The 25,439-nt window shown below is 67.2% G+C and carries 33 protein-coding genes and 1 tRNA gene; 16 read left to right on the top strand and 18 right to left on the bottom strand.

Annotated elements, in window-relative coordinates:
- Positions 1-31: 31 nt before the first annotated feature.
- The 5 genes from NDI56_RS03075 to NDI56_RS03055 all read right to left on the bottom strand — a co-directional run bounded on the left by NDI56_RS03075 (position 32) and on the right by NDI56_RS03055 (position 2,249).
- Positions 32-102: transfer RNA gene (locus NDI56_RS03075), tRNA-Gly, on the bottom strand.
- A gap of 139 nt (positions 103-241) precedes the next feature.
- Complete coding sequence (locus tag NDI56_RS03070) at positions 242-898, bottom strand: class I SAM-dependent methyltransferase (RefSeq protein WP_310917957.1); 657 nt, start codon at positions 896-898, stop codon at positions 242-244.
- A gap of 39 nt (positions 899-937) precedes the next feature.
- Entirely contained in the window at positions 938-1,393 is a 456-nt protein-coding gene (locus NDI56_RS03065; protein WP_310917956.1) for a redoxin domain-containing protein, read from the bottom strand.
- 36 nt (positions 1,394-1,429) lie between these two features.
- Complete coding sequence (locus tag NDI56_RS03060) at positions 1,430-1,720, bottom strand: hypothetical protein (protein WP_310917955.1); 291 nt, start codon at positions 1,718-1,720, stop codon at positions 1,430-1,432.
- A gap of 7 nt (positions 1,721-1,727) precedes the next feature.
- On the bottom strand, positions 1,728-2,249 hold the full coding sequence (locus tag NDI56_RS03055) for a DoxX family protein (protein ID WP_310917954.1): 522 nt from the start codon (positions 2,247-2,249) through the stop codon (positions 1,728-1,730).
- A 181-nt stretch (positions 2,250-2,430) separates the two neighbouring features.
- On the opposite strand from NDI56_RS03055, the gene NDI56_RS03050 reads away from it, so the two are divergent.
- From NDI56_RS03050 to NDI56_RS03035, 4 genes are all read left to right on the top strand, one after another.
- Positions 2,431-3,897, top strand: a complete 1,467-nt coding sequence (locus tag NDI56_RS03050; RefSeq protein ID WP_310917953.1) for an RtcB family protein — start codon at positions 2,431-2,433, stop codon at positions 3,895-3,897.
- A 100-nt stretch (positions 3,898-3,997) separates the two neighbouring features.
- Positions 3,998-4,408, top strand: a complete 411-nt coding sequence (locus NDI56_RS03045; protein ID WP_310917952.1) for a DUF2178 domain-containing protein — start codon at positions 3,998-4,000, stop codon at positions 4,406-4,408.
- Positions 4,405-4,611 carry a helix-turn-helix transcriptional regulator gene (locus NDI56_RS03040; RefSeq protein ID WP_310917951.1) on the top strand — a complete coding sequence of 69 codons (207 nt, stop codon included), beginning with the start codon at positions 4,405-4,407 and terminating at the stop codon, positions 4,609-4,611. The genes NDI56_RS03045 and NDI56_RS03040 overlap by 4 nt, the downstream gene beginning before the upstream one ends.
- Positions 4,612-4,653: 42 nt before the next feature.
- Positions 4,654-5,067: a universal stress protein gene (locus tag NDI56_RS03035; protein ID WP_310917950.1), complete on the top strand. Its 414-nt coding sequence runs from the start codon at positions 4,654-4,656 to the stop codon at positions 5,065-5,067.
- Position 5,068: 1 nt separating this feature from the next.
- Here the strand turns inward: NDI56_RS03035 and NDI56_RS03030 are convergent, their stop codons facing one another.
- A complete protein-coding gene (locus tag NDI56_RS03030) occupies positions 5,069-6,208 on the bottom strand; it encodes an acyl-CoA dehydrogenase family protein (RefSeq protein WP_310917949.1) in 1,140 nt (379 codons plus the stop codon).
- A gap of 76 nt (positions 6,209-6,284) precedes the next feature.
- On the opposite strand from NDI56_RS03030, the gene NDI56_RS03025 reads away from it, so the two are divergent.
- A complete protein-coding gene (locus NDI56_RS03025; protein WP_310917948.1) occupies positions 6,285-7,082 on the top strand; it encodes an RIO1 family regulatory kinase/ATPase domain-containing protein in 798 nt (265 codons plus the stop codon).
- A 21-nt stretch (positions 7,083-7,103) separates the two neighbouring features.
- Here NDI56_RS03025 and NDI56_RS03020 read toward each other — a convergent pair whose 3' ends face one another.
- Together NDI56_RS03020 and NDI56_RS03015 are read right to left on the bottom strand one after the other, a co-directional pair.
- A complete protein-coding gene (locus NDI56_RS03020; protein WP_310917947.1) occupies positions 7,104-7,655 on the bottom strand; it encodes an NAD(P)/FAD-dependent oxidoreductase in 552 nt (183 codons plus the stop codon).
- Between the two features lie 61 nt (positions 7,656-7,716).
- Complete coding sequence (locus tag NDI56_RS03015) at positions 7,717-8,202, bottom strand: SRPBCC family protein (RefSeq protein ID WP_310917946.1); 486 nt, start codon at positions 8,200-8,202, stop codon at positions 7,717-7,719.
- A 122-nt stretch (positions 8,203-8,324) separates the two neighbouring features.
- Between NDI56_RS03015 and NDI56_RS03010 the strand changes: the two genes are divergently transcribed.
- On the top strand, positions 8,325-8,681 hold the full coding sequence (locus tag NDI56_RS03010) for a hypothetical protein (protein ID WP_310917945.1): 357 nt from the start codon (positions 8,325-8,327) through the stop codon (positions 8,679-8,681).
- Positions 8,678-9,967: a hypothetical protein gene (locus NDI56_RS03005; RefSeq protein WP_310917944.1), complete on the top strand. Its 1,290-nt coding sequence runs from the start codon at positions 8,678-8,680 to the stop codon at positions 9,965-9,967. Before NDI56_RS03010 ends, NDI56_RS03005 begins: the two co-directional genes overlap by 4 nt.
- Positions 9,968-10,104: 137 nt before the next feature.
- Here NDI56_RS03005 and NDI56_RS03000 read toward each other — a convergent pair whose 3' ends face one another.
- The 3 genes from NDI56_RS03000 to NDI56_RS02990 all read right to left on the bottom strand — a co-directional run bounded on the left by NDI56_RS03000 (position 10,105) and on the right by NDI56_RS02990 (position 12,749).
- Complete coding sequence (locus tag NDI56_RS03000; RefSeq protein ID WP_310917943.1) at positions 10,105-11,361, bottom strand: Glu/Leu/Phe/Val family dehydrogenase; 1,257 nt, start codon at positions 11,359-11,361, stop codon at positions 10,105-10,107.
- A 62-nt stretch (positions 11,362-11,423) separates the two neighbouring features.
- Positions 11,424-11,822: a pyridoxamine 5'-phosphate oxidase family protein gene (locus NDI56_RS02995; RefSeq protein ID WP_310917942.1), complete on the bottom strand. Its 399-nt coding sequence runs from the start codon at positions 11,820-11,822 to the stop codon at positions 11,424-11,426.
- Between the two features lie 99 nt (positions 11,823-11,921).
- Positions 11,922-12,749, bottom strand: a complete 828-nt coding sequence (locus NDI56_RS02990; protein WP_310917941.1) for an HpcH/HpaI aldolase/citrate lyase family protein — start codon at positions 12,747-12,749, stop codon at positions 11,922-11,924.
- Between the two features lie 75 nt (positions 12,750-12,824).
- On the opposite strand from NDI56_RS02990, the gene NDI56_RS02985 reads away from it, so the two are divergent.
- Entirely contained in the window at positions 12,825-13,274 is a 450-nt protein-coding gene (locus NDI56_RS02985; protein ID WP_310917940.1) for a MaoC family dehydratase, read from the top strand.
- A gap of 7 nt (positions 13,275-13,281) precedes the next feature.
- On the opposite strand, the gene NDI56_RS02980 is transcribed toward NDI56_RS02985, so the two are convergent.
- Positions 13,282-13,647 carry a DUF5658 family protein gene (locus tag NDI56_RS02980; protein WP_310917939.1) on the bottom strand — a complete coding sequence of 122 codons (366 nt, stop codon included), beginning with the start codon at positions 13,645-13,647 and terminating at the stop codon, positions 13,282-13,284.
- 138 nt (positions 13,648-13,785) lie between these two features.
- Between NDI56_RS02980 and NDI56_RS02975 the strand changes: the two genes are divergently transcribed.
- Positions 13,786-13,938: a hypothetical protein gene (locus tag NDI56_RS02975; RefSeq protein WP_310917938.1), complete on the top strand. Its 153-nt coding sequence runs from the start codon at positions 13,786-13,788 to the stop codon at positions 13,936-13,938.
- A gap of 1 nt (position 13,939) precedes the next feature.
- Here NDI56_RS02975 and NDI56_RS02970 read toward each other — a convergent pair whose 3' ends face one another.
- The gene (locus tag NDI56_RS02970; protein WP_310917937.1) at positions 13,940-15,700 is read right to left on the bottom strand and encodes an acyl-CoA carboxylase subunit beta; all 1,761 of its coding nucleotides are present in this window, start codon (positions 15,698-15,700) and stop codon (positions 13,940-13,942) included.
- 224 nt (positions 15,701-15,924) lie between these two features.
- Between NDI56_RS02970 and NDI56_RS02965 the strand changes: the two genes are divergently transcribed.
- Positions 15,925-17,829 (top strand): PKD domain-containing protein, encoded by a 1,905-nt coding sequence (locus NDI56_RS02965; protein WP_310917936.1) that lies wholly within the window; start codon positions 15,925-15,927, stop codon positions 17,827-17,829.
- 9 nt (positions 17,830-17,838) lie between these two features.
- Here the strand turns inward: NDI56_RS02965 and NDI56_RS02960 are convergent, their stop codons facing one another.
- Positions 17,839-18,717 carry a class 1 fructose-bisphosphatase gene (locus NDI56_RS02960; RefSeq protein WP_310917935.1) on the bottom strand — a complete coding sequence of 293 codons (879 nt, stop codon included), beginning with the start codon at positions 18,715-18,717 and terminating at the stop codon, positions 17,839-17,841.
- A gap of 271 nt (positions 18,718-18,988) precedes the next feature.
- On the opposite strand from NDI56_RS02960, the gene NDI56_RS02955 reads away from it, so the two are divergent.
- Positions 18,989-19,846, top strand: coding sequence for a 3-hydroxyacyl-CoA dehydrogenase family protein (locus tag NDI56_RS02955; RefSeq protein ID WP_310917934.1), 858 nt, complete (start codon positions 18,989-18,991; stop codon positions 19,844-19,846).
- A gap of 49 nt (positions 19,847-19,895) precedes the next feature.
- Here NDI56_RS02955 and NDI56_RS02950 read toward each other — a convergent pair whose 3' ends face one another.
- From NDI56_RS02950 to NDI56_RS02940, 3 genes are all read right to left on the bottom strand, one after another.
- On the bottom strand, positions 19,896-20,573 hold the full coding sequence (locus NDI56_RS02950; RefSeq protein ID WP_310917933.1) for a halocyanin domain-containing protein: 678 nt from the start codon (positions 20,571-20,573) through the stop codon (positions 19,896-19,898).
- 184 nt (positions 20,574-20,757) lie between these two features.
- The gene (locus NDI56_RS02945; protein WP_310917932.1) at positions 20,758-21,042 is read right to left on the bottom strand and encodes a PadR family transcriptional regulator; all 285 of its coding nucleotides are present in this window, start codon (positions 21,040-21,042) and stop codon (positions 20,758-20,760) included.
- A gap of 38 nt (positions 21,043-21,080) precedes the next feature.
- Positions 21,081-21,302, bottom strand: coding sequence for a hypothetical protein (locus NDI56_RS02940; protein WP_310917931.1), 222 nt, complete (start codon positions 21,300-21,302; stop codon positions 21,081-21,083).
- 258 nt (positions 21,303-21,560) lie between these two features.
- On the opposite strand from NDI56_RS02940, the gene NDI56_RS02935 reads away from it, so the two are divergent.
- The 3 genes from NDI56_RS02935 to meaB all read left to right on the top strand — a co-directional run bounded on the left by NDI56_RS02935 (position 21,561) and on the right by meaB (position 23,363).
- Positions 21,561-21,836 (top strand): DUF7111 family protein, encoded by a 276-nt coding sequence (locus tag NDI56_RS02935; protein WP_310917930.1) that lies wholly within the window; start codon positions 21,561-21,563, stop codon positions 21,834-21,836.
- Positions 21,837-21,909: 73 nt separating this feature from the next.
- Positions 21,910-22,332 carry a cobalamin B12-binding domain-containing protein gene (locus NDI56_RS02930; RefSeq protein ID WP_310917929.1) on the top strand — a complete coding sequence of 141 codons (423 nt, stop codon included), beginning with the start codon at positions 21,910-21,912 and terminating at the stop codon, positions 22,330-22,332.
- Positions 22,329-23,363 (top strand): methylmalonyl Co-A mutase-associated GTPase MeaB, encoded by a 1,035-nt coding sequence (meaB, locus tag NDI56_RS02925; RefSeq protein WP_310917928.1) that lies wholly within the window; start codon positions 22,329-22,331, stop codon positions 23,361-23,363. The genes NDI56_RS02930 and meaB overlap by 4 nt, the downstream gene beginning before the upstream one ends.
- Before the next feature lie 9 nt (positions 23,364-23,372).
- Here meaB and NDI56_RS02920 read toward each other — a convergent pair whose 3' ends face one another.
- Positions 23,373-23,945, bottom strand: coding sequence for a hypothetical protein (locus NDI56_RS02920; protein ID WP_310917927.1), 573 nt, complete (start codon positions 23,943-23,945; stop codon positions 23,373-23,375).
- A gap of 142 nt (positions 23,946-24,087) precedes the next feature.
- On the opposite strand from NDI56_RS02920, the gene NDI56_RS02915 reads away from it, so the two are divergent.
- A complete protein-coding gene (locus NDI56_RS02915; protein WP_310917926.1) occupies positions 24,088-24,426 on the top strand; it encodes a DsrE family protein in 339 nt (112 codons plus the stop codon).
- Positions 24,427-24,485: 59 nt separating this feature from the next.
- Complete coding sequence (locus NDI56_RS02910; RefSeq protein ID WP_310917925.1) at positions 24,486-25,427, top strand: alpha/beta fold hydrolase; 942 nt, start codon at positions 24,486-24,488, stop codon at positions 25,425-25,427.
- Positions 25,428-25,439 lie beyond the last annotated feature (12 nt).

Here is a 25,439-nt window from a genome sequence, read left to right as displayed (position 1 = left end):
ATTTGCTGCTCGCGATTTGCTCGCAGCAAAATGCGGCGGCCGGGATTTGAACCCGGGCCATGAGCTTGGAAGGCTCAGGTCCTACCACTAGACCACCGCCGCGCTCACTTCGTTCGCACAGCGAGGCTCGCAGTTCCTGCGGAACTGCTCACCACCGCCGCTCATCGCATTCGCGGCGTCGTTCGCAACTCGTTGAGTTGCTCACCACCGCCGCGCTCACTCGGTGATAAACGGAACGTGATTAAGGACCTTTCCCTTCGGACCGGACCACGGCGTAGCAGTTGCCACTCGATAGCTCGAACGACACCGTCGCCAGCCCGCTGTCGGCGAGCTCGCGCTCGAACTCCGCTGGCGCGTAGATGTGGTAGAATCTGGGCACTCGCTCGCCGCCGGGGAGCGTCCAGTCGACGGTGGTATCGAACCCCGTCTCGGCGTCTGCGGGGGCGTCGAAGCGGTCGTGGGCCGTGCTCCAGACGCTGACGAGGGCTCGGCCGCCGGGGGCGAGCACGCGAGCGAGTTCGGCGAGGCTGGCCTGCCGGTCGGCGGCCGAGGGGAGGTGATGGAGCGTCGCGACGAAGACGGCGAGGTCCACGCTATCGGCGGCCAGCGGGAGCCGGGAGGCGTCGCCCAGCACGAGGGTCGTGCTGTCACCGAGGCGCCGCCGGGCCTCGGCGAGCAGCGCGCGGCTAGCGTCCAGCCCGACGACGCGGTCGGCCACGTCGGTCAGGAGCGCGGCGTGGCGGCCGTTGCCACAGCCAAGGTCCAGCGCCGTCTCGCAGCCGGCGGCGTCGTCGACGAACGCTTCGACCTCGGGCCAGGCGTACTCGCGGGTCTTCGAGAAGTGGTCGCCGATGCGCTCGTACGTTCGGCGGACGCCGGCCCGGGAACGCTCTTCCATACGGTGTCGTGTGCGAGGGCGGCGCTTACCCCTTTCCACTCACTGCCGGGCGACGGCCGAGCGGACGGGTTCGATATCCGGCGTCTCGGCGGTTTCAGGGTCCGCCCACGCGAACTGGACCCGACAGCGGCCGTCGACGAGGAAGGCCGCACGCCGGGTCGAGCCGTCGGAGCGCTGGACGCCGAACTGCGCGTCGACGCCGGGGTGGTCGGCGAGCAGCGGGAAGGGCAGCTCCAGGTCGGCGGCGAAGGCCCGGTGGTCGTCGATACTGCCGGGCGCCACCCCGAGGACGGCGATGGCGTCGGTCAGCGCGGCCCAGTCGGTGTCACGGAGCGCTTCGAGATACGCCCGGCACCGCGGCTCGAAGTCCGCGGTGTAGAACGCGACGAGGACGGGCGCCCGCTGGGCCGCTGCCGAGAGTCTGTACGCGCCGACCGTCTGGCCGTCGGTCCCGTCGAGGTCGAAGTCGGGGGCTGGGTCACCAGCGTCGAGCATACCGGACCGAGCGCACGCGGCGAGAAAAGTGGTGGGTCAGTCTGCCATCGTGTCGGCGGCGGTGCCCTGCTCCTCGCCAGTTGCTTCGGCCGTCGCGGCCGTGTAGGCCCCGTAGAGGCCCAGCACGACCAGACCGGCCAGCACGAGTCCGGTCCGGACGGCCGGGTCGACCGCCGGCGTCGCGAGGACCGCGCCGGCCTCGTTGGTCAGGGGCGCCGCCCCGTAGGGTTTGCCCGCGAGTAACTCGACGACGCCCAGGCCGACGATGCCGAGGGCCACGAGTCCGCCGCCCAGTGCCATTGCCGCTTTCTCGATGATGTCAGTCATGTCTTGGTCACCCCAGTATGTACCGGAGTTTCGGGTGTCGTTTGACCAGCTTGGTCCCTTCGATGACGCCGTCCAGCCCGTAGTACCGGCCGGCGCCCACGACGAGGACCGTCGCGAACAGCAGCAGGCCCATCAGGTCGGCGTTGACGAGGCCGTGGCCGAACTCGGCGTTGCCGATCCAGAACAGGGTCATGAAGAAGACCCCGCCCGCGGCGGCCAGCCGCGTCAGCACACCGGCCATCAGCGCCAGCCCGATGAACGTCTCGCCCAGGGGGACGCCGGGCTGGATGAGCCACGCGAGGTTGTTGCCCATCCAGACCGGGATGGGGCCAAGCACCGTCCCGGTCATCCCCTTGAGGTACGCCGGGCCGTAGGTGAAGGCCAGCCCGTCCTCGATGAGCTTGGTCACGCCGGCGTGGAAGAACCACCAGCCGGTCACGAGCCTGAGGACGGCCAGCCAGTAGGCGGTCCAGGGCCCGTCCAGTTCGAGTTCGACGGTGTCGGTCAGGGGAGCAGTTTGGTAGTTCATCGGTGCCTCACATGTGAACATCCGGGAGGAAACGGCAAATAAACCGGACCGAATTCTCAGCCGCTGGGAACCGGGCCAGTCGACGCCCCCGTCTGCGGGATGAGCCGGCCCGTCGGCGAGACGGTTCGAGTAGCAGTGCCACCGTGAGGTTCAAACGGCCGTCCGGACTACCTCCGACAAGATGCCAATCGAGCTGGAGGGCGCCCACACGACGGCGCGCGTGATGGTCGACGACGAGTCGCTGGTAGAAGAGGGGTGTATGTCGCAGATTCAGACCCTCATCGACCACCCTGCGTTCACCGAACCGGTGCGCATCATGCCCGACACCCACTGGGGCGCCGGCGCGCCCATCGGCTTCACGATGCCGCTGGCCGACCGCGTCGTCCCCAACATCGTCGGCGTCGACGTGGGCTGTGGGATGGCCGCGACGCGGCTGGGCGAGGCGCTTCCCCTGGCCGACGCCGAGCGCGAGCGGCGCGTCCGCGAGGCCGTCCCGATGGGACGGGACGTCCACGACTACGGCGACGCGCCCCATCTGGTCGAGGAGTTCCCGTTCGAGCGTGCCAACGAGGTGTTCGAGCGCTTCGACGCGGCCTTCGCCGACCGGTTCGGCGAGCGTATCGACCCCATCGAATTCGATTTCGACGGCTACGACGGCGACTACTTCGAGTCGCTCTGTGAGCGCGTGCTGGCCGACCAGCGCCAGGGAGTAGACCACGTCATCAAGAGCGCGGGGACGCTGGGCGGCGGGAACCACTTCGTCGAGTTCGCCCGCGGCCGCGAGTCGGGCGACTACTGGGTCATCGTCCACAGCGGCTCCCGGTATCTGGGGATGTCGGTCGCCCAGTACTGGCAGTCGACGGCGACGGACCGGCGTGCCATCGGTGACATCCGGGAGTCGATTCCCGACGAGTACACCGAGTTCCTGAAGTTCGACCCGGACACCGTCGAGTCCCGCGACCTCTACACCTGGGTCACCGGGGGGATGGGCGAGTCCTACATCGACAAGGAGCGCCTCCGCCGCGAGCTATCGGGCAAGGACATCGAGGACGCCTTCGACAGACTCGGTCGGCTCCAGCAGGCGGTGCGGGACGACCTCGGCGACGACGACCGGAACACGGACCTCGACTGGCTCGAAGGCCGGGAGGCCCACGGCTACTACGTCGACATGCTGTTCGCCCAGCAGTACGCCCGCTGGAACCGCGAGCTGATGAGCGACGCCATCTGTGAGGCGCTCGGCGTCGAACCGGTCGAGCGCTTTCAGAGCGTCCACAACTACATCGACTTCCGGGACATGACCATCCGGAAGGGCGCGACGCCGGCCCGTGAGGGGCAGCGCCTCGTCGTCCCCTTCAACATGGCCGAGGGGTCAGTCATCGCCCGGGGGAAGGGCAACGACGAGTGGCACCAGACCGCGCCCCACGGCGCGGGTCGGGTGATGAGCCGGACGCGCGCCCACGACATCGTCGACATGGACGAGTTCGCCGCGGCGATGGACGGGGTCTACTCCGAGTCGGTCGTCGAGGGAGTGCGCGACGAGGCGCCGATGGCCTACAAGGACGCCGACCGTATCGCCGCCGCGCTGGAACCGACCGCCGAGGTCGTCGAGTGGCTCGACGCCGTCCACAACCTGAAATCGACGGACTGACCCGTTCTAGACGGTTCCGTCGGGAATTTCGTTCGTCCAACAGAACTAAGTGGGTGTGTAAAGTGGACTTTACTGTAAAGCGCGCTTTACACTCATGGCGATGACTGATTCCCCCGCGACGACGAGGCTCTCCAAGCGGCGGACGTATCGGCGACTGATGTACGGCTCGGTGCTGGGCGGGACGGCAGTGTCGTTGCTCCTTCGCTACTTCGACTATCCCCTGGTCGGCGAGGCGGTGTACTGGGTCGGCCTCTTAGCCTTTTTCGTCATCTGGAAAGGGTCGGACGTCCAGCTGATGGACGAGCGCGACTGGGCGCTCGAACGCCGCGCCAGCCTGACCGCCCTGCAGTTAGTCGTCGCCGTCGCGGTCCCCGGCGCGGCGGCGCTGCGCCTGCTGACCTGGCTCACCGACTACACAGCTCCCCCGATAGTACGGGGCGCGTTCTACGGCTACATCGGACTCTTTATCGCCTTCGGCCTGTCCTATCTCTGGCACCGCTCTCGTCTATGAAAAACGAACTCGACGTGTACCGGAGTCGCGACGGGCTGAGCCAGGGCGAGCTTGCGGAGACGGTCGGCGTCAGCCGCCAGACGATCAACGCCATCGAACGCGAGCGCTACGACCCGTCGCTCGAACTGGCGTTCAAGCTCGCGGCGCAGTTCGACTGTTCGGTCGCGGACCTGTTCGACCCCGATATCGACGCGTCCGAGTAGTTGTTAGATAAACAATATTTGTTGGCGGGCCCTACACGCCGTATGACCATTCTGGTCGCAGTCGCTGACGACGAGGCGTCCAGCCGTGTTCTCGAAACGGCCGTCACGCTCGGCGAGGGGCTGGCGACACCGCTGTACGTCGTCCATCTCGTCGACGACGCCGACGCGGACCGGGCCGCAGAACGGATGCGCGACGCGCTCTCGGACCGGCTGGCCGACGAGCCGGTGGAGGCGACGGTCGCTCTGGAGTACGTGGGTCGCCACAGCCGCCGGCCGGGCGCCCGTATCGCCCGCGAACTGCTCGAAATCGCCGAGGACGTGGATATCACCCACATCGTCATGGGCCACGAACCGAAGGGGCTGAGCGGCCGGCTCCGCAGCGGCGACGCCGCCGTCGCCGTGGTCAACGAGACGACGGTCCCGGTCACCGTCGTCCCGCGGCTCGACGAGCACTGAGTCAGAGCCCCAGCTCACGGCCCAGGACCAGCCGCTGTATCTCGCTGGTCCCCTCGCCTATCTCCATCAGCTTCGCGTCCCGGTAGAAGCGCTGTGGGGCGTATTCGGTGAGGTAGCCGTAGCCGCCCAGCACCTGCACGGCCGCCTCGCCCACCTCGCGGGCTGTCTCGCTGGCGTCGAGTTTGGCGAGCGAGGCCATCCGAGTCACGTCCGCTCCCCGGTCGTACATCGTCGCGGCCTTGTGTGTGAGCAGCCGCGAGCGCTCGATTTTGCGGTCCATCGCCACGATCTTGTCCCGGACGGCGTCGAACTTCGAGATGGGGCGGTCGAACTGCTCGCGTTCCGTGGCGTAGGACCTGGCGGCTTCGTAGGCCCCCTGAGCGAGCCCCACCGAGAGCGCCGCGATGGAGATCCGCCCGCCGTCCAGCGTGGCACGGGTCTGTGCCCAGCCGTCTCCCTCCTCGCCCAGCAGCCGGTCGGCCGGGACCCGGCAGTCGTCGAACTGGAGCTCACAGGTCGGCGAGGCGTTGAGCCCCAGCTTCTCCCACTCCTCGGTTACCGCCCAGCCGTCGTCCTCCGGCGAGACGACGAACGTGGAGATGCCGTCGTACCCCGCCGACGGGTCGGTGACCGCCTTCACGAGGACGGCGCCCGCGACGGAGCCGTTCGTGATGAACTGTTTGATACCGTCGATGACGTACTCGTCGCCGTCGCGCTCGGCAGTGGTGTCCATGTCGCTGGCGTCGCTCCCGCTGCCGGGCTCGGTCAGCGCCCACGCGCCGAGTTGCTCGCCGGTCGCCAGCGGTTCGAGCCACCGCTCGCGCTGGGCGTCGGTCCCGAAACGCTCGATGGGCTTGCACGCCAGCGAGGTGTGCGCCGCCACGGAGAGCCCGATGGCGCCGGAAACGCGGCCCAGCTCTTCACAGACGAGCGCGTACATGAGCTGGTCGCCGCCCAGCCCGCCCCACCGCTCGTCGACGGGGACGCCGAGCATGTCAAGTCGCCCCAGCGCCTCGAAAATCTCGGCGGGGAAGCGGGCCTCGTCCTCGATGTCCTGCGCGATGGGGGCGATCTCCCCCTCGCAGAACTCCCGCACAGCGGCCCGAATCTGTCGGTGTTCGGCCGGGAGCGTGAACTCCATACCGTAGTTATGTCCGCTGTCAACAAATACCGTGTGGGACACAACGCCTATCAGTCGGCCTCACCTCCCTCAACTCGTGGCGTTCCGACGGCTCCTGCGCGGGACGGTCCCGTGGTCGCAACTCGAAGGTGTCAGCCGCGCGGTCCTCGACCGGTACGACGAGCCGGCCGGCCGCGTCCGCTTTCTGGAGGCCGACAACTGGCTCTCGACGCCGATGGTCGTCGACGACCGCTGGTTCGTCAAACTCATCACCCCGCAGAACTCGATGGTCCACGCCCTGTTGACCACCGGGCGCAACATCGGTGCGTTCTCCTCGGGCACCGCCGGCTTCTTCGAGCACTTCGGCACGCCATACGAGATGGCCGAACACGAGCTCGCGGCGACCCGTCGAATGCGCGAGCTGGGCGTCAACGCACCCAGACCCATCGAGGCGTTCGAGTACGAGGGGATGGGCGTGCTCGTCCTCGAGTACCTCCGCGAGTTCCGGACCCTCGACGAGCTCCCGCGCGAGACCGTGACGCGCCACGCCGCCACCGTCTTCGATTTCCTCCACCGGATGCACGACGACGGGCTGGCCCACGGCGACTTCCGCTCGGAGAACGTCCTCGTGGCCGACGAGCAGTTGTACTTCATCGACGCCACGAGCGTGCGGGCCGAAGCGATCGCCGACGCGCGGGCCTACGACCTGGCCTGTGCGCTGGGGGCCCTGGAGCCGCTCGTCGGTGGCCACGCGGCCGTCGACGCGGCGAGAGCCCACTACACCACGGCGGAGCTACTGGCAGCGGAGGAGTTCCTGGACTTCGTCAACATCCGCCCGGACCACGACTTCGAGGCGACGATAATCCGGGGCGCTATCGAGCGGTGGGCGGAGTGATACGGCCGGTAGCGGGCCGGCTTACTCGGCGTCCGCCGGCGTGTCGAAGTCGTGGAAGTGTTCGCCTTCCTCCTTCGAGAGGATGTCGAGCGCGGCCGCTCCGCCGTCGCCCGCGGAGATGATAGCCTGCCACTCCTGGTCCCGGACCATCGCCCCGGTGGCGTAGGCGTCCCCGACGCTGGTCTCCATCGAGAGGGTCACGTCGACGAGGTCGCCGTCGAACGCACAGCCCAGTTCCTCGGCCAGCGAGCGGTCGGCGCCGGTCGCGAGCACCAGATAGGACGCTTCGGCCTCGCCGTCGTCGGTTGTGACGGCGAACCCGTCCTCGGTCTCCTCGATGCCGGTGACTTCGCCCTCGTGGATATCGACGCCGAAGCCCTCGACCTGCTCGCGTGAGACCTCCATGAACTCCGACCCGTCCATCGAGTCGATGCCGAGGTAGTTGAACAGGTGGGCCTTGTGCATCCACGTCTCGTCGGTGTCGTAGACGGCTGTGTCGAGGCCGTTCTTCTCCGTGAACAGTGCAGCGCTGAGGCCGGCGGGACCGCCGCCGACGACGAGTACGTCTGTCATACAGCACCTCTTCACGACCGACACTGAAAGGCCTGTCCGAGGGCGCAAAAGTGCCCCCGGCCTACGCTTCCAGTAGCTCCCGTGTCTTTCGGTGACGAAAGCGAAACATCGGTTCCATCCCGACGAACCCCAGCGGCCCGGCGAGCCGGCCAAGCGGGCCGCCGGGGAGCTCGTACTCCACGCGGTCGTGGACGACGGTCGCGAGGTCCCCGGCCGCGTGGAACCGGTGAGTGTGTTCCCACTCCGGAAACGGCCCCTCGGTCATCACGTCCCGGAACATCGCCTCCGTCTCGCCCTCCTCGCGGGCGACGATTTCCGAGACCCATCGCTGGCGCGGCCCGACACCGAAGGGCTGTATCGAGGAGACGACGACCGAGCCCGGTTCGAGCGCCTCGGGGTCCGGTTCCCCGTCGGGGCCCCGGGTCTCCTCGACCTGTAGGTGCATCCAGTCGGGGGTCAGAGCGACCAGACCGTCCGCTGTCGCGTGGAACTCCCAGACATCGTCGAGTGGCGCCGACACGCGAACCTCGCGCTCGAAGACCGGCATGGTATCCTGTTGGAGCGAGCGGAACAAAACTCCGGCGGTCAGCGCAGGCTGGAGTGTCCCCGTTAGATTTGCTACTCTACCGATAGAAAATAATTTGTGTCATCTGGCCATCTGGAGTTGATATGCAACCATCAAATTGGCTCTCCCGTCGAGAGATATTGGTCTCGGCTGTTGCGGGTGCGACTGGCGCCCTTGCTGGCTGTGCCGGTACAGAAGACGAACTTCCGCCATCCAGAGCGGCGTCAATGATGCGAACACGGAAAGCGTTGGAGACACTCACCGTCCCGGCCGAGACTAAGACGAACGTTTCACCGCCATCGCTCCGGACGCTCAAGAGCACGCAATCCACCACCCTCCGCTTCGAGAACGGTGGGACAGCGCCTCCCGAATCCGAAGTTTACGAGTGCATCGTCTGGGAAGAAACTGGTAGTCTCGTCATCGAGGACGGAGCTACCCTCGGTATCACAGAGACAGTATGAGTAACCAAATAGAACTTCGGAACGAGAACGGTGAAATAATTGCACTCGACAGTGAGGGAAACAAGATTCCGGTCAAATTCGAAGATGGGAAGTTTGATTCAGTAAATACAGGCAAACAGGTCATTGGTGGAGATATATACCTTGGCGGTGGGGGTAATCTCCGCGAGAAAGTTCTAAGTGCATTAGAAAATGGAGCCAGCCGTATATTTGTTGCTGAACCAATTGATAATCAATGGACGTGGGATAGTCAACTCACAATCGACCCGAACGTACACGAAGGTTTCGAACTCCGCATTGCAGAACGGGCCGAAATAGAGTGTTCGGCGACTGGGTGGGCGTTGTCGATAGACGAGTCGAATTCGGTCGACGGGGCCAATGCGTCGCGATGGACAACGACTATCATGGGCGGGAGTTGGCACTCTACAGAGTCTTCAAACAATGGCTGGTTACAACTCAAAGACACGACTGACGTTCACATCGGGCCCCGCACAGTCCGGGATTTTACTGTCGGAATCTCAGTGGAAAACCACGAACTGTTCTGTGAGAATACACAGATAACACGAGGGGAGTATCGAGTTACTGACATCGGAATCCAGTTTCTCCCGGCGAGCGTTACTGGTGGCAGTGGTACTCCATCATTTGTTGATACGGAGATATCGCCAGAGTCTGTGAAGTATGGCAACATCGGGATGAGATTGCAGGGAGATCTCGGTAATGCTGTCATCATGCAACCCGCAATGTTTCCGACTGGAAATAATTCGGTCGCATTTGAATTATCTGGCTTGCTCGAAAATGCAGTGATGACAGCTCCGCGGATTGATGACCCACTGAACAACTACACGGGCACAGTCGCGTTTAAAACGACTGCAGACTACTCGAACAGCGGGCCATTAGTACAGCAATATCGGCTCAACAATATCGACACACTCGTCGAACTGAACGACGTTGATGCGGACAGAATCCAATTCGACAGCGTATCTGGCCCATATCGGCAGTTAGGCGACCTCGGGAAGGACTACGTCTCAATCAAGGACGGCAACATCCGCACTTACGATGAAAAAGGTACAGTCGGTTTTCGTGTCAACTCAAAGGGGCAGATATTCGATATTCTTAATTTCGACACTGGTAGCAGTGTACAGTTCGCGTCTGGTCTGAAATCCACAGGCGGCGGGACTTACGACAATGGAGTAATAGAGATGGGTAGCAACGGTGCGCGTCTTGAGGTAAATGACTCGGGAGAGATTGTCGTTGTTGACGAATCGGGTGATGAAACAGTACTATCGTAAGATTTTGAGAGTGGACCCATTGGTAAGCACGGGTTCGGACCGCTGAAACAACAGCACGTGCCTGCATGTGTTTTTTACGGGCGGTTCGTGTGCCGAGATGAAACGATACATTGGGAACCTCCCCTTCAGCTTGGCAACTACGGCCAGATACCGCCTTCCTCGGCGGCGTTGACGACGCGCTCGATGGCGACGACGTACATCGCCGTCCGGAAACTCGGCGCGTCGGTGCGTTCGTAGGTGGCGACGAGGTTCTCGAAGGCGTTCGTGATGATAGTCTCCAGTTCGTCGTTGACCCGCTCCTCGGACCAGTAGAACCGCTGGCGGTTCTGCACCCACTCGAAGTACGACACCGTGACGCCGCCGGCGTTGGCGAGGATGTCGGGGAAGACGGCCACGTCCCGGTCGGTCAGGACATCGTCGGCTCGGGGGGTGAGCGGGCCGTTCGCCGCCTCGACGATGATGTCGGCCTCGACGTTCCGGGCGATGTCGCCGTCGATGGCGTTTTCCAGCGCCGCAGGGACGAGGAGGTCCACGTCCATCGTGAGCAGTTCCTCGTTGGACCCTTGATCGGTGGCGCCCTCGAAGCCCGCCAGCGAGCCCGTCTCGCGCTTGTGGTCTTTCGCCGCGCGGGCGTCGAAGCCGTCGGGGTTGTAGATGGCGCCCGAGGAGTCCGAGGCGGCGACGATTTTGGCCCCGAGGTCGTCGATGAGCTTCGCGGCAACGGAGCCGGCGTTGCCATAGCCCTGTACCGCGACGGTCGCGTTCTCGATGTCCCTGTCGAGATAGTCGAACGCCTCCCGCGTCGTGAGCATCACCGACCGGCCCGTCGCCTCGACCCGACCCGCGCTGCCGCCCGATTCCGGGGCCTTACCCGTGATAACGCCGGGCTCGGTCGTGTTCTCCAGCGTCTCGTAGGTGTCCTTTATCCAGTTCATCTCCCGCTGGCCGGTGTTGACGTCGGGCGCGGGGATGTCCTTGTCCACGCCGATGAACGGCCGGAGCTCTTTGGCAAAGGAGCGGGTGATACGCTCCAGTTCGGCCGCGGAGTAGCGCCGCGGGTCGAGTCGGATACCGCCCTTGCCGCCGCCGTAGGGGATGCCGACGGCGGCGCACTTGTACACCATCCACCCGGAGAGGGCCTTGACTTCGTCCCGGGAGACCTGCGGGTGGTAGCGGATGCCGCCCTTGTACGGGCCGCGGTCGCCGTTGAACTGCGAGCGGAAGGCCGGAAACACCTCGATGGAGCCGTCGTCGAGCTCGACGGAGAGGTTCGTCTCCAGCACTCGCTCGGGGTGTTTCAGCCGTTCCAGCACGTCGGTTGGGTATTCGAGGTAGGCGGCGGCGTCGTCGATCTGCTCCTGCAGACTCTCGAACGGGTTCACCTCGTCAGACATACCGTATAAATCAGCGAGCGCGGACAAAAGGGTGCCGCCGGACATGGACGTGCCGTGGCCAGTCAGCCGCCGTGGAACACGTCGTCGGCGCGAATCCGGAGCACGACCCGCTCGCTCTGGATAGGCTGGGGGTACTCGTCTTCGCCCATGTATCGCCCGGCGAGTTCGTCGATGTGCTCGCGGGCCCCCTCGGTCGTCACCTCGTCGACTTCGCCGGTGACCGAGAGGAACCGGTAGGGGTCGTCGGGGTCGGTCATGCTGACGGAGACAGTGGGGTCCTGTGCGACGTTTTTCGCCTTCCGGCGGTGTCGCTCGGTGTTGACGAGCAGCCGGTCGTCCGCGGCGTCGTAGTCGACCCACACCGGCGTCGTGTGGGGACGACCGTCGGGCAGTCTCGTCGTGACGTGGGCGAACGTCGCTTTCTCGAAGAGGTCGTGGTACTGCTCGGGGACGGAAGCCATATGTCAGCTACCGGGACGGAGGTAGTTAGTAGTACGCCGCGGTCGCGTGACCGCCGGCGAGTGGTTCGGACGTGGCCGGCTCGAACCGGCGACCGGCGGTCAGCTCCCGTCGGCCCGTTCCAGCACCCGCTCGGCCTGCCGGATCTGCGGGGCGTCTATCATCTCGCCGTCGACGACGAACACGCCGCCGTCGGCCGCGGACTCCGCCGCGAGAATCCGCTCGGCCCGGGCGACGCGGTCGGCGCTCGGCGTGAACGCGTCGTTGATGACTGCCACCTGTGCGGGGTGGACGGCGAGTTTCCCGTCGTACCCCAGTTCGACGGCTCGTTCGGCCTCCGCGCGGAGGCCGGCGTCGTCGGTGTAGTTCGGGAAGTGCGTGTCGATGGGCGAGACGCCGGCGGCCCGCGCGGCCAGCACCACGTGCTGGCGGGCGTGTTCGACCTCGCCGCCCGCCGGCGTTCGGGTGGCCCCGACGTCGGCCGCGAGGTCCTCGGCGCCGAACAGCACGGCGTCAGTGGCTTCGTGGGCGGCGATGGCCTCGGCGTGGAGCACGCCCGCGGCCGACTCGACGAGCGCCAGTGTCGGGCAGTCGACACCAGCCTCGGAAAGAAGCGTCCGCAGTCGTGTCACGTCGTCGGCCCCGCCGGTCTTCGGGAGCAACACCGAGTCCGGCCGCGCTGTCGAGAGCGCCACCCTCACGTCCTCGGTCGCCCCGGAACCGACCGGGTTGACGCGGACACACACCTCACAGTCGGTGGCGCCGACGTCTCCCAGCGCGTCGCGGACGACCTCGCGGGCGGCCGGCTTCCGGTCGGGGACCACGGCGTCTTCGAGGTCGAAAACGACGACGTCAGCGTCGAAGCGGACTGACTTCCGCAGCTTCTCGGGGTCGTCCCCCGGCGAGAACAGGATGCTTCGGCGCGCCATGTCGGCCGTTGGGCGGGCGCCGTGGTAAGTGGTGTGTTCCCACACCGCTAAGGTCCGGGGGTCCCTCTCGTCGGTATGGGCGGGCTGTACTACGAGGAGTTCACCGAGGGCGAGACTATCGACCACGACCGGCGCCGGACGGTGAGCGAGAGCGACAACCAGCGGTTCTGTGACCTGACCATGAACGGGCAGCCGCTCCACCTGGACGCCGAGTTCGCCGCCGAGACGACGTTCGGCGAGCGGGTTGTCAACGGGCTCTACACCCTGTCACTGGCCGTCGGGCTGACGATACCGGAGACGACCGACGGCACCGTCGTCGCCAACCTCGGCTACGACGGCGTCGAACACCCCGCACCGGTGTTCCACGGCGACACGATTCGGGCCGAGACCACAGTGCTGGACAAACGGCTCACGAGCGACGAACAGCGTGGCGTCGTGCGGATGCAGGTCGACGTGTACGCGCGCGAGGGGACGCTCGTCTGTACGTTCGAGCGGACGGCTCTGGTCGAGCGCGCCGAGGCGTAGGGCCGGCTCAACGCCCGAGCAGCAACGTCCCGTTGACGCAGACGGCGACCACCCACGGGATGGCCACTCCGAGGGGAATCGTCGGCGCCTGACGCTCCGGCACCAGTTCGCGAACGACGCCGGCCAATCCCACTACCCCCACTTTGAGCGCGGCGAGAGCGCCGATGCCGAACGCCTCGATGAGGTGCCGTGCGAGCGGGTTCCCCTCGCGGAGCCCGTACTGGAGCCCCAGCTGTGTCAGGTAGACGTCCGCGACCAGCGCCGCCGCGACGACGACCCACAGCTCGCGCTCGACGCTCGCCAGCAGATCGAGTGCCCGACGCCCCACCGTCTCGATGGTCCCGTGACGGACCGTGCGGTCAGATAGCCACATCTCACGTCCCCGGACCACCCCCTTCCGTGCCGCTGTGGCCCTGTTATTTCAGGCTTTTTCCGGCATCAAATAACTGTTCCGATACCGTCGGACACCGGCCCCGACAGCCCCTTCGGCGGCCGGCGGCTAGAGCGTGCTATGATGCCACCACTCCGGCGGCGCTGTCCGCGGTGTGGCCACCGGGACTGGACGACCCGGTTTCCCGTCGACACGGACGAGGGCGAGCGCCGCGTGACGTGTCCGGCCTGTGGTCACCGGTTCGAGCCCGCCGAGCGACCCTGGCTCCTGTGAGCTACAGGATGGTCCCGTGTTTCTTCTCGGGTCGGTCCTTCTCGACGGTCTCGTACAGCTCGAACCGGGCGGCCAGCTCGGCCCGCAGGTCGCCGGGCGGGACGATTTCGTCGATGACGACCTCGCTCGCCATCCGGTGGGCGTCGATGTCCTCGCGGTACTGTTCGCGCAGCTCCCGCTCGCGTTCGGCCCGCTCCTCGGGGTCGTCGATGGCGTCGAGCTTGTTGGCGTAGACGGCGTTGATAGCCGCTTCGGGCCCCATGATGGCGATTTCGCCGCTGGGCAGCGCGAGCGTCGCCTCCGGGTCGTAGGCCGGGCCGGACATGGCGTAGATGCCGGCGCCGTAGGCCTTCCGGACCACCACGCACTGTTTCGGGACCGTGGCGGCGGACGTGGCGTAAATCATCTTCTTGCCCGCCTCCAGGATGCCCTCCCGTTCGACATCCGAGCCGGCCATAAACCCGGGCGTGTCACAGAGATACAACAGCGGGACGTTGAACGCGTCGCACTTCCAGACGAACTCGGCGGCCTTGCGGGCGGCGTCCGGAAAGATGGCCCCGGCGCGGTGGGCGGGCTGGTTGGCCACGACGCCGACCGAGCGGCCGTCGACGCGGGCGAAGCCGGTGAGTATCTCCCGGCCGTATTCGGGCTGGAGCTCGAAGAAGGAGTCCCCGTCGACGACCCGCTCGATGACCCGGTGCATATCGTACCCCTTGTTCGGTTCCTGCGGGACGACGCCGTCGAGGCCGTCGGCCGGTTTCGACGGCTCGACCGGGTCGGCGGTCGGCGGTCGTTCCTCGCAGTTGTCGGGCAGGTAGCCGATGAGCGAGGCCACGAGCTCGCGGGCGTGGGCCTCGTCGTCGGCCACGAGGTCCGCGCTGCCGGAGTGGCGAGCGTGGACGTCCGGCCCGCCCAGTTCCGCCAGGTCGACGTCCTCGCCGGTGACCATCGCCACCATCCGCGGGGAGGCGATGGCCAGCGCGCTCATCCCCCGCACCATCACCGTGAAGTCCGAGAAGACGGGCGTGTAGGCCGCGCCGGCGATACAGGGGCCATACAGCACGCAGATCTGTGGGACGACGCCCGAAATCCGCGAGTGGTTGAAGTAGAACTTCCCGATCCCCTCCCGGTTGGCGAAAAAGCCCCGTTGCTGGTCGATGCGCCCGCCGGAGGAGTCGACGAGATACAGGGCGGGGCGACCGGTCTTCAGTGCGCGCTCCTGCAGTCTGATGAACTTCTCGACGCCGTGTTTCGCGACGGAGCCCGCTTTCACCGTGAAGTCGTTGGCCCCGACGTGGAGCCTGCGTCCCGCCAGTGTCCCGGCGCCGGTGACGAGCCCGTCCGCGGGGAGCCGGGTGTCCGGGTCGTACTCGTCCACGTCGGGACTCGACCCGTGCCAGCTGTCGAAGTTGGCAAAGCGCCCGTCCTCGAAGTCGAGACCGTCCTCGCCGAACCAGTGTTCGAGCCGGTCCCGGACGAACAGTTTGCCCCGGTCGGCGAGGCGCTCGCGGTACTTCTCGGGCCCGCCGCGCTCGATGTCGGCGATCTCCTCGCGGAGTCGGCGCTCGCGGTCGGTCGGCGCTGGCTCCTCGGCCGCCGGTGTCGACTCCGTGTCGTCCGTCTCGGCAACCTCCCGCACGAGCTCCGGCTCGTCGCCGTCGCCGACGTACACCTCGACGGTCTCGCCGACGTGTTCGGCGACGGCCGCGGCGATGGCGGTGGCCTCGTCGCGGGTGGCGTCGGCGGCGATACGCACCTTCATACCGTACCACACGGTCCGCGGGGTGACAGGTGTTCCCCCCGAACCGGGTGATTATCATCGGCTGTAATGGTGCCGGGCCATTGATAGTCAGTGGCGAGCAACTGGACCGTATGCGAGGGGGCAGCCGGCACCGAGCGCCACCAGCGGACCGGCGGGTTCGAGTCGCCGGCTGGCTCCTGTTATCGCTCCTGTGTCTGGTGCTTGTGCTTTCGAGTAGCGGCGCTGTGTCGGCGGCCGAGACACAGGAACTCGACGCGGAGAACGACACCGACGCGCCGGAGTGGACCAACGCCACGATGGCCGGGTCGACGGAAATCGAGCTTACCTTCACCGATAACAGCACCATCGACCGGCAGTCGGTAACGGCCGGTGATTTCGCGCTCAGTAGCGGGAGCGTCTCGAACGTCACCGTCGACCCGACCGGGGACGGCGCGACCGTCACGTTGCTCCTCGGCGAACGGCAGAACGTCGACAACGTCACGGTCAGTTTCGCCGACGGCGGCGCCATCGCCGACGGGGCCGGCAACCGACTGACCAGCGGCACGATGACAGTGACCGGCATGGACACCCTCGTTCCGGATTTCAGGTACTTCGTGCTCACGCGGCTCAACGACTCCACCGTCGAGGTGCGTCTCGCCACGACGGAGCCGCTGTCCGGGCTCCGACTGGCCGTCACCGGGCCGGCCGAAGACCGGCTCACGATGGCGAATTTCACCGCCGAGGACGACTCGAACACGAGATTCAGGACCCGCTACACCGTCCCGGAGTACGGCGCCTACAGCTTCGTCTGGGAACGGGCGATCGACCGGAACGGCAACATGCGCGTGCTGTCCCGGATGCGGCAGTTCCGCTACGAGGACTCCGCGCCCGACATCGTCCTCGACGGCCCGGAGACGACGACGGTCGGGACGGCCGTGAACTTCAGCGCCGCCGAGACTGTCGATACCGACGGCATCGAGAGCTACCGGTGGTACATCGACGGCGGTACGCTCCTCACTGGGCCGTCCGTCCATGTGGCGTTCGCGACGGCGGGGCGCCACGACATCACCCTGGAAGTGACCGACAGCGAGGGCCACACGGCCGTCGCGACCAGACAGCTGACCGTGCGAGCGACCGCTGACGAGCCCAGCGCCGTCACCGTGGTGCGACAGAACGCGACCCACGCGACCGCGACCGTCGAGGGGACCGGCCTCGTCCAGCAGGTCAGAGCCCGGAACGGCTCGCTCGTCGAGGGCGGCAACGTCACGCTCGACCGCCTCAGCGCGGCCTTCCCGGCCAACAGGTCGCTCTCGCTCGGGATGGCGGCCAGCGACCGGCCGCCGGCGTCGTTCGACGGCCCGTGGTTCGGGCTGTTCTCGGTCGACCACGCGGTCCCCGCGAACCGGGTGAGCGTCAGGTTCAGCGTGAACCGGACGGCCCTGAACCGGACCGGCGTGGCCCCCGAAGACGTGGTGCTGTCCCGGAACGCCGACGGCTGGACGCCCCTGACCACGTCGGTCGTCGGCCGGACGGAGCGCGGAGTTACCTATCAGGCCACCGCGCCGGGGCTGTCCCGGTTCGCCGTCGGAGCCAAACGGGGGACGGATAGCGAGAACCGGACGGGCCAGACCGACGCCACGGCGACCCAGCCCACGGACGAAGGAGCGACCGAGTCCGACGGGACCGCGGCTGCCAGCGACGCCGGCGGCCGGCCGGACATCGCAATCACGAACGTCAGCCTCAACGCGACGGCACCGACCACCGGCGACGCCGTTCGCATCACCGTCACCGCCGAGAACCGGGGAACCGCCGACGGGAGCTACCCGTTCAGCGTCCGGCTCGACGACAGCAGCGTGGCGACCCACGAGATAGCGGTCCCGGCCGGCGAGACGCGGACCCGGAGCTACGTGCAGAACCTCTCGACGGCGGGGGAACTCGTGGTGGGCGGGCAGTCGGTGACAAACGTCAGCGAGGCGGGCGGTGGCGGGTCACTGCTGCCGGGCCCGGTCGCCGGCCTCCTCTCGGGACTCCCGAACCCGCTTTCGCTCTGGCCGAGCGGCATCGTCGGGACGATACTGGGCGCGCTCGTCGGGCTCCTCGTCGCCGTCTACAGCGTCCTGAAGGCGCTGGCGATATATCTCGGCTACTGAAAACCGGCGTTACTGCTCGACCGACGACTCGATGCGGTCGATGAGCGAGTCGTTGCCCAGATACAGCGGCGTCCGCTCGTGGAGTTCGTCGGGTTCCGTCCCCAGCAGCGACTCGTCGCCGTTCGAGGAGCGCCCGCCCGCGGACTCGACGACGTAGGCCATCGGGTGGCCCTCGAACTGGAGCCGGAGCTTCCCCTCGGGACGGGACTGGAGCGCGGGGTAGGCGAAGACCCCACCGTAGGTAAGCACCTGATTGATGTCGGCGACCATCGCGCCGCCGTAGCGGAGCTTCAGCTCCTCGCGGATGGACTCGGCGACCGGCTCGAACTCGTCGGTCCACGAGTCCACGCCGCCGCCGAAGCCGAAGACGGTCGGGTCCTCGGGGACGGTGACGTCGTTGTCCACGAGGCGCCGGTCGCCGTCTTCGAGCAGGTACTCCCGGACGCGGCCCTCGCGGGCGACGACCATCGAGGTGACCGGCCCGTAGACGACGAAGCCGGCCGCGACGAGGTTCCGCCCGCTGGTCGGGGGCTGTTCGCTGTACACCGAGAAGATACTCCCCATACCGCTGTTGGGTTCCAGGTTGGACGACCCGTCGAGCGGGTCCATCGCGACGTGGAGCCGACCGGTCGAGGTCGTCACGTCCTCGCGCTCCTCGCTGGCGTAGCTCGCGACGCCGTCGATGGCGAGCAGCCGCTCCTCGAACAGCTCGTCGGCCCGCAGATCGGCCGCCAGCTGCGCGTCGCCTGTTGGGTTTACCGACTCGCTGTGGCCGCGCTCCGTGAAAATCGCCGTCCGCACGTCGGGGGTTGTTTCCGCGATAGTGTCGATGACCTGTGCGACCGTAGCGTCGGCGTTTGTGGCCGAGACGTCGAGTGATTCGCTCATTGATGGGATGTGTGGTGGTACCCGGGACGTTCGGGCAGTGGTCGTCGGTGACTGCGTCGTTTCTCCGTTCAGGCCCCCACCATAAGTATCTTTAGACTGACATTTACTACAGAGCGAGTTAATATTTGTTACCGCTGCCGTCGGTGTGTTATTGCGTTCTATATAACTTCCTCTCACTGAATGGTCAGAATTCATATGTGTCACTGTCCGGCAGTACGCTTACGCACGTGTCCGGCAGTACGCTTACGCACGGGCCAGCCCTACCGGGCGTATGGAACTCGACGATATCGACACCGTCGGCGTCGTCGGTGCGGGACAGATGGGCGCCGGTATCGCACAGGTGGCGGCCGTCGCGGGGTACCGCGTCGTACTGCGCGACGTGGACGAGCGACTCGTCGCCGACGGGTTCGAGTCCATCGAGGAGAGCCTGGCCCGGGTCGTCGACCGCGGCGACCTCGACCGGGCGGCGGCCGACGAGGTCCGGGACCGCATCACCGGCACGACCAAGCTGGACGCCCTGGCCGACGCCGAGGTCGTGGTCGAAGCCGTCACCGAGGACCTCGATGTCAAGCAGTCGGTGTTCGCGGACCTGGCAGCGACCTGTGACCCCGAGACGGTGCTTGCGACCAACACGAGCACGCTCTCGATAACCGGCATCGCGAGCGTCGTCGACCGCCCCGAGCGGGTCGTCGGGCTGCACTTCATGAACCCGGTACCGGTGATGGCGGGCGTGGAGGTCGTCGTCGGCGAGCACACGAGCGCGGAGACGGTCGGCCTCGCACACGAGTTCGCCGCGGCGCTGGGCAAGGAGACATGGGAGGCCGACGACAAACCGGGCTTCGTCGTCAACCGCGTCCTGCTGCCGTGGATAAACGAGGGCATCCGGGCCTACGACGAGGGTGTCGCCGAGAGGGACGACGTGGACCGCGGCCTGCGGCTGGGGACGAACGTCCCGATGGGTCCGCTCGAACTGGCCGACCACATCGGGCTGGACGTGGTGCTCGACGCCAGCGAGACGCTCCGGGCGGAACTGGGTGACCGCTACAGGCCGGCCTACCTCCTCAAACGGAAAGTGGAAGCGGGCGACCTCGGGAAGAAGACCGGCGCCGGGTTCTACGAGTACGACTAGGGCGGCCCGTCGACGCGAGAGCCAGCTCCGACCGGGACGACAATCCGTCTCAGTCGCTGCCGCCGCTCGTGTGGGGCGATTCGCCGTATTTGAGCTGGAAGTACGTGAAGATGAGCGGGATGATGACCGCGAGCCCGGCGCCGAAGCCGACGTAGTGGGGCTGGATCGGAACCCCCGCTTCGTGTGGGTCCACCTCGACCGGCCCGCCGCCGCCCGCGGCCGCTGTCGGATACTCCTCGCCGACGACGACCGAGCCTTTCATTCCCAGTCCCAGGTGGGGGTCACAGTAGTAGTTGAAGATGCCGTCTTCGTCGAACGTGAACTCGTAGTTGACGCCGGCGTTGGCGACCGCTTCGCCCGAGTCCAGCGGCCCGCCACCGTCGGAGACGACGTTGTGGCCGCCGCCTTGGCCCGTCCACTCCCACTGGACCGTCGCGCCGTTGTCGACGTGGACGGCGGGCGGGCCGAAGCCGAAGGCGCCGCCGTTGGCCTGGACGCCGACCTCGACCGTCGTCGAGTCCTGTCCGGTCGCGTCGACCGTGTCACCCGGCCCGGAGAAGTTGTCCACGTCGTCGAACCAGTCGCCGTAGTCGGGCGCCGTCTGGCCGCCACCGCCGCCGCCTGCCTCTGTCCCCTCCGCCTGCCCAGCCGCCGTCCCCGACGCCGCTGCGAGAGTCGCGGCGCCAGCGGTCCCACCCGCTGATTGCAGAAACGTACGTCTATTCATAATACCCACATATAGAAGCTCAAATCGCATAAGTGCGACAGTTTCTAGAGTGGTTGGGTTCAGTGAATTTTCTCGACTGCGGGAGACCAGAGGCCGCCGCCGACCGTCTCGGAACGCCGGCCCGACAGATGACCGTGGACCGGCAGCCCGGGCGACCCGCTATCGCTGGCTACGTCTCGGGCACTCACTCGCCGAGGCTCTCGCGCAGCCACTCGAACTGCTCGCGGAGCCGCCGCTCCCCGGCCTCGGTCAGTGAGTACTTGTCGGCGATACCGTCGGTCCGTGCGGTGACGAACCCCGCGTCCGCCATCGCCTCCAGCGCTCCGTAGAAGCTCTGTGAGTCGATGCGGGTGTCGTACCGCCGTTCGAGCCGCGTCTTGAGCCGCTGGCCGGTCAGTTCGCCGTCGTCGGCCGCGGCGAGGAGCACGCAGATGTCCCGCCGCCGGCCGCTCCGGAGCCACTTCGCCATACCGGGCCCACGTGTGGGACCCCCTCGGGTGTTTCGACTCACGCCGACCCACAGCGGTACGTGCCCAGCCGCTCCCGTTGGACAGTCTCGGACCCGTCGAGAGCGGTCCGTTCGCTCATGTGCCACAGCTGTACGTCGGTCAGTTCGCTGTCGTGGGTCCGGTCCCAGCGCACACAGAGGTACCGGGCCAGCGACTCGCGCAGCCGCGGCTCGCGCTTGGCGTCGGCGAAGAACTTGCGCCATCGCTCGTTGCGGTGCACGGCCGCGGGAGCACGCCGGCGTCGGCGTAGAAGGCCCGCGCGTCGGGCACCCGTCGCGCGAGGTCGACGAGCACGACGAGCGCCAGCGCGACGCGGAAGGCCGCGAGTGCCCGTCGGTCGACGGCCAGCCGGCGGGCGATTGTCGCGCGCAGTGCCGCGACGCGTTCAGTCACGCTACCGCGACTCACACCGGTTGCGGACATAAGTCTTCTACCGCGTACCGACAGCTTTCATTTCGTCCGGTCCTAACCCCGTCCAATGGCAGAGACCGAAGCGACGGCCGACGGCATCACGGCGCGCTACACCGAGACCGAGGCGGAGCGGCTGCTCACCTTCGAGGGCGCGAACGGCGGAGCGGCCATCGCCCAGAACGTCGAGGGGTACGCGATGTTGAAGGTCCGGCCGAGCGCCGACGGCGACGAACTGGAACGCTACTACGGGTTCGACATGGCGCTCGACCACGCCGCCGAGCTGCTGGGCACGTCTCCGAACTCGCTCCCGGTCCCCGAGGCGGCCAGCGACATGGGGATGTGAGACCGGGTCGTGTCGGAGCGGCGGCGACTGCACCGGGGCAAGAGTGAAATCGGACGACGTGGTAGCCGTTGGCATGAGCGTCGAGCGCGAGCAGGACGAACGCACGATTCGCTGTCTGGTCGCGAAGGTCGGGCTGGACGGCCACGACCGGGGCGCCCACGTCATCGCCCGCGCGCTGCGGGACGCGGGCTTCGAGGTCATCTACTCCGGGCTCCACCGCTCGCCCGACGAGGTGGTGCAGGCCGCCGTTCAGGAGGACGTCGACGTGGTCGGCATCTCCATCCTCTCGGGGGCCCACAAGACGCTGGTACCGAGGATTCTCGACGGGCTGCGGGAGTACGACGCGTTCGACGACCGGCTGGTGCTCGTGGGCGGCATCGTCCCCGACGACGACCAGGCCGAGCTCCGCGAGCTGGGCGTCGACGAGATTTTCGGCCCCGGCGCGTCGATGGACGAGATGATAGGGTACATCCGCGAGCAGGCCCCCGATCGATGAGCGAGCTCGTCGAGGCCCTGCTCGCCGGGAAACACAGCGCCCTCGCGCGGGTCATCACGAAGATAGAGAACCGCTCGCCGGGCTACCGGGACGTCGTCTCGGCGCTGCATCGACACACCGGCCACGCCGAGGTCATCGGCGTCACCGGCAGTCCGGGCGCGGGGAAGTCGACGCTCGTGGACAAGGTGGCCGCCGAGTACCGCGACCGGGGCCACACCGTCGGCGTCATCGCTATCGACCCGTCCTCGCCGTATTCGGGCGGGGCGGTGCTCGGCGACCGCATCCGGATGGCCTCGAACGCGGGCGACATGGACGTGTTCTTCCGGTCGATGTCCGCCCGCGGGTCGCTTGGCGGCCTGTCGACGGCGACGACTGACGCCGTGACCGCACTGGACGCCTTCGGCAAGGACTACGTCGTCGTCGAGACGGTCGGCGCGGGCCAGAACGAGGTCGACATCGTCCGCACCGCCGACACCGTCGCCGTGCTGGTCCCGCCGGGGAGCGGCGACGACGTGCAGATGCTGAAAGCGGGCATCCTGGAAATCGGCGACGTGTTCGTGGTCAACAAGGCGGACCTCGACGGTGCCGACAGGACCGTCCAGCAGCTGCGCGAGATGTTGCAGGGCCGCTCGACGGCGGGCCACCACGGCGCGTCGGGCACCGAGGTCGCCGGGACGACGGAGGACGGTGGTGCCGCGGAGGACGGCTGGGAGCCGCCCATCGTCGAGACCGTCGCCAATCGGAGCGAGGGCGTCGGGGAGTTCCTCGCGGCGCTGTCAGACCACGGCGACTATCTGGACAGGACCGGCGGGCGCGAGCAGCAGGCCCGGGACCGGTTCGCCGCCGAGATACGGACGCTGCTGCGCGAGGACGCCAATCGGATGGTCGCCGCGGAGCTGGACCGCGGGGGCGGTCTCGACGCCTACCTCGACGCCGTCATGGCCCGCGAGACGGACCCCTACACCGTCGTCGACGAGGTGCTCGAACCGCTGCGGGACTGTCTGGACGGGCGGTCCGAACACGGCGAGTGACGCGCCGTCTCAGTGGACCTGGTGCTCCGCTTCCTGCTTGATTTCTTCCGTGAGCGTCTTCTCGTCCGGGTCCCGCTGGTCGGTCTCCGGGAGGTCGAACTTCAGCCCCTGAACGTACTCCGGCCGGCCGCCAGCCTCCTTGCGCGCGTATATCTCGGTGTATGCTTTCCGAGCCTCCCCGACCGTCTTCTCGCCCGCGAGGATATCGTGGGCCAGATTGAGCGCGAGGAAGTTCGCCGGCTCCCCGTGGCACTCGGCGGACAGTTCGCCGCGTGTGCGTCGGACGGTCACGCTCCCGTCGAACTGACCGAGGTCGTCGTACCGGTCCGGGTCGACGGCGTAGTCTATCGCCTGTTCGAGGTAGTCCGTGTGCTGGGCCGGGAACTCGTGTGAGACGCCCTCCCGGTACAGAATCGAGTACTTCCAGGGCCCGTTGTCGAACCAGATGAGGCGGCTCTCTGTCGCCTCGTTCGGCGCGCCGTACGTCTCCATGACCGTGTGTGCGACCGCTGTCGGGTCGTCGGGCCAGTCGTCGAGCACGTCCTCGACCTGGTCCCGCGGGACAGTGGTGTCACGTGCCATGGCCGTGGCTTTCCCAGCGGACGGTAAGGCTGCGTTGCCAGCATACGCAGGCCCTGACCGAACAGCAGCGCCCGAGTGGCGCCGCCAGAGCGGCGCTTGCAAGCAGGAGACACTACGGGCGCCGGGCTCAACTGTCTCTGGTATGCAAAGCGTCGTCCATCTCGTCTCGGCCGACGAAACCGAACAGGAAACGGCTCTCACTATCGCCCAGAACATGCTGGACGACGAGAGCGGCAGTATCGACGACGTCGCCGTCGTCGTCCAGGGGCCGGCCATCACGGCGGCCAGCGCGGAGAGCGAGCACAGCGACGAGGTACAGTCGCTCCTTGACGCAGGCGTCTCGGTCAGGGCCTGTCGCAACACGCTGGCGGCGACGGACATGGACGAGTCCGCGCTCGTGGACGGCATCGAGACAGTCCCCGAGGGCGCCGTCGAGGTGACGAGGCTGGAAGACCAGGGGTACGCCTACCTCCGTCCCTGACCCGCGAGTGGCGCCCCTCGCCCCCACGTATAAACAGGCCCCGGCCCCTACGGAGTGGTATGAAACTCCGCAACGCGCTCGGTGTGGCGGTCGGTGCGGTCGGCGCAACGGCGCTCGCGAATCGGGCCCTCCGGTCGCGGGCCGGCGACTTCGAACCGTTCCTCCCCGGCGAGCAGCGCACGTACCGCTGGCGGGGGTTCGACGTGGCTTACACCGAGGCCGGCGACCCCGAGGACCCCGACCTCGTCCTCCTGCACGGTATCAACGCCGCCGCGTCGAACCACGAGTTCCACGCCGTCTTCGAGCGGCTGGCCGAGGAGTACCACGTCGTCGCCCCGGACCTGCCCGGCTTCGGTCACACCGACCGGCCGCCGCTGCTGTACTCGGCGTCGCTCATGACGACGTTCGTCCGCGACTTCCTCGCCGACGAGAGCGAGAACGCGACGGTCGTCGCGTCGTCGCTGACCGGTGCGTACGCGGCGATGGCCGCCCGGGAGGTCGACGTCGCCGAGCTCGTCCTCGTCTGCCCGACCGACACCTCGATGGGCGACAGGAGCGTCCCGCGGCGGTCGCTGCTGCGAGCGCCGCTGCTCGGGACGGCCCTCTACAACCTCATCGTCTCGAAGAGCTCCATCCGGTATTTCCACGCCGACCACGGCTACTACGACATGGACAACCTCACCGACGAGGTCGTCGACTACGAGTGGACGAGCGGCCACCAGCCCGGCGCCCGGTTCGCGCCGGCCTCGTTCGTCTCGGGCTTTCTCGACCCCGAGGAGAACCTCGGCGACGTGCTCGAAGAACTGGACGTCCCGATAACGCTCGTCTGGGGCGAGAACGCCGACATCACGCCGCTGTCCGACGGCCGAGTGCTGGCCGACGAAGCGGACGCCACGCTCGTCGTCTTCGGCGACTCGCTGTTGCTCCCCCACGTCGAACACCCCGAGGAGTTCGTCGACGTGGTCCGTGGCGAAGCGGCGACCGTGGACGTTACCGGATAAGTGGCCGTGAGC

This window comes from Halomicroarcula saliterrae, from assembly GCF_031624395.1.
Classification (GTDB): domain Archaea; phylum Halobacteriota; class Halobacteria; order Halobacteriales; family Haloarculaceae; genus Haloarcula; species Haloarcula saliterrae.
The sequence above is the reverse complement of the archived record's forward strand: the minus strand, read 5'-3'. Positions and strand labels throughout refer to the sequence as shown.